Origin of the sequence: Clostridium sp. (assembly GCF_036642255.1) — a bacterium.
In the GTDB taxonomy this organism is placed as follows: Bacteria; Bacillota; Clostridia; order Clostridiales; family Clostridiaceae; genus Clostridium_J.
The window spans coordinates 1-2,685 of the sequence record NZ_JAVWDJ010000109.1; the positions used below are offsets into that span (position 1 = coordinate 1).

Annotated in this window: 2 protein-coding genes and 1 pseudogene; all 3 read left to right on the forward strand. The window is 33.9% G+C overall.

Features of this window, described 5'->3' with window-relative positions; translation table 11 throughout:
• A partial coding sequence (locus RR409_RS20990) for a hypothetical protein (protein ID WP_332559723.1) occupies window positions 1-1,473 on the forward strand: 1,473 nt, incomplete at its 5' end.
• Between the two features lie 439 nt (window positions 1,474-1,912).
• Window positions 1,913-1,996 (forward strand): annotated as a pseudogene (locus tag RR409_RS20995) (NUMOD4 domain-containing protein); the annotation flags it as partial.
• Entirely contained in the window at window positions 1,976-2,533 is a 558-nt protein-coding gene (locus RR409_RS21000; protein ID WP_336747330.1) for an HNH endonuclease, read from the forward strand. The pseudogene RR409_RS20995 and the gene RR409_RS21000, both read left to right, overlap by 21 nt.
• Window positions 2,534-2,685: the final 152 nt, after the last annotated feature.

Consider the following 2,685-nt stretch of genomic DNA (forward strand, 5'->3'; position numbering starts at 1 on the left):
AACATTCTTAGATTTGAACCTCTTGTTGAGGGGAATATTGTACTAGAACCGTGCTGTATTTCTGGCAGGACAGAGTTTTTTAATGGGGTAGAGTGGAAAAAAATAGAAGATTATTCCAAAGGAGATAAGGTTTTAGTATGGGATAAAACAGGAAAGGCTCACCTAGAATTACCAATTAAATATATAAAAACACAAGCCACAGATTTCTATTGCTTTTCAAATCACCTATTAAGTTATGAGGTTAGCAGGGAACACAGAATGATTTATTTTGATTATAAAAATAGGCTTAAAGAGATGACAATGGGAGAATTGTTTAATAGACATTATAATGATAAGTGTGGTTTTAGGGGTGGAACACCAACAGGGTGGCAATATGGAGATAAAAGCTGTTTATCAGAACAGGAACTCAGACTTGCTATTGCTCTGAGTGCAGATGGAACTCTAAGAACTGTTAGTACAAACAGATGGAAAATATCGCTAAAAAAAGAAAGAAAAATAATAAGACTCAAAAATCTCTTAAAATCTTTATCTTTGGAGTATAGAGAGACAGAAGATGGAGATAAAAAAGTTTTTACATTTTACTATAGTAAGGGAGTTAAACTTTTTCCAAGTGAGTGGTTGTCTATGAGTGATAGGTTGAAAGAAGTCTTTCTTGAAGAGGTGTTTCACTGGGACGGTTCAATAGGTAAAAATGGAGATAAAACTTATTTCACAAAGGAGAAATCAAACGCTGATTTCGTTCAATTTATAATGCACTCAAGTGGAATGTCTTCTAATTTTTCAGAATATGACAGAGAGGAACGACCAAACTCAAGCATAGAGTATCGAGTTGCATTGTTATCAAAAAATAAAACTTCTATGAGGAGAAGTTCTGGTAGGATAGATATAGAGGTGGTTACACCTAAAGAAACAGACTTTAAATATTGCTTTACAGTATCTACTGGTATGTTTGTTGCAAGACTAAACAACCAGCCGTTTATAACAGGTAACTGTGGCGGGGGCCACATGATAATGGGAATAGATTCGTTTCTAAAAGCAAATAATTTAGAAGATAAAGTTAAGGTATTTGGAACCGATTTAGTTGATAGAGGTTTTTCAGATTCGAGAACAGTAACAGGATTAGATTTTCTTAGTGATGATTATCCTTTTGATAAAAAAGCTGACGTAATAGTAATGAATCCTCCATATGACTTAATAGAAGAGTTTGTTCTTAAATCTTTTGGTAGGGCAAATAAAATTATAATGTTAGCAAGAACACAATTTGCGGAAAGTAAATCTAGATACGAAAACATATTTGTCTCGAATCCACCAAGTAGAATTTATCAATATGTGGATAGGATAGCTTGTTATAAAAATGGAGATTTTAGTAAAAAACAAAGCTCCGCTCAAAGTTACAGTTGGTTTGTTTTTGAGCCAAACCGTAGAGAAAAGACTACTGAGTTCTTTTGGATTAGAAGAGAAGATAAAATATAATAAATAATAAGTGGCGACAGACGCAAGGAGATAATATATGGATTTAATGAACATTCAACCACATAAGGTATCAAGAGATTTAAAAGGGTATTCGTGCTTAATATATGGAGATCCTAAGTCTGGTTGTTAGTTTAGCCTGACTTTAAAAACGTGGTGAATTGCTGGAAACCCCTTAGAGATTGTTAAACTACAACGTAACTAAAAATAGTAGGCGTGAATGTTTGAAAATTAACAATATTGGGCAATCAGCAGCCAAGCTCTTTTGACATGGAGAAGGTTCAACGACTATCGAAAAGCCCAATTAACTTGGTGAACTTAGTAGAGTAGGGTAGCTACCCGAAGTGCCACGCATTTTGATAATTCATGTAATTAAAATGAATAAATAGAAAGAGAGGTTATAGATATGGAAAAATGAAAGGATTATAAAAGCGGTGCTTATGCAGTATCTTCTTTCGGAAGAGTGGAAAATACCAAAGATGGTAACATACTAAAAGGAACAATAATGAAAAATGGGTATGTTATGTATCATCTCAGAAAAGAGAATGACGAATACCAACTAGGTCACAGATTAGTTGCAATGCTATTTATTAACAATCCAGAAAATAAAGAGCAGGTTAATCACATTAATGGAGTGAAAACTGACAATCACGTAGAAAACCTAGAGTGGAATACACCTCAGGAAAATATGTTCCACTCATTTAAAACAGGTCTACAAAAACAAGAAATGAGAGAGATTTATTGTTTTAGTCTTAGTGGTGAGTTTATAGGTAAATTTAAGTCTGGTGCAGATATTTCAAGAACTACTTCATATAACGGAGGAACAATTGGAAGGGTTTGTAAAGCCTCAAATATAGCCTATGGTCTTTGGTGGACATACTCAAACACCTTTGATAGAAAACCTACAATTAAGGCGATTCATAGAAAAACAAAACAAGAAAAATTATATTACACCCAGAAAGATTGTTGTAATGAGTATGGTTTGTCACCTACCTCTATGTCCAGATACGCTAATGGACACAGACAACATCCAGAATATGAATTTATCAAAATGAAGATATAGTCTAAGCCGTCTGTTAAATCAGAGTTAAAGTATTCCAAAAGGAACGGTATATCTGAAAACAACAATTGCAACTCGCTTCCCTAATCATCTTTTATTAGCTTTTGAAAAAGGTTTCTCTGCCATTCCTGGAGCTATGGCGATGCCAATAAACT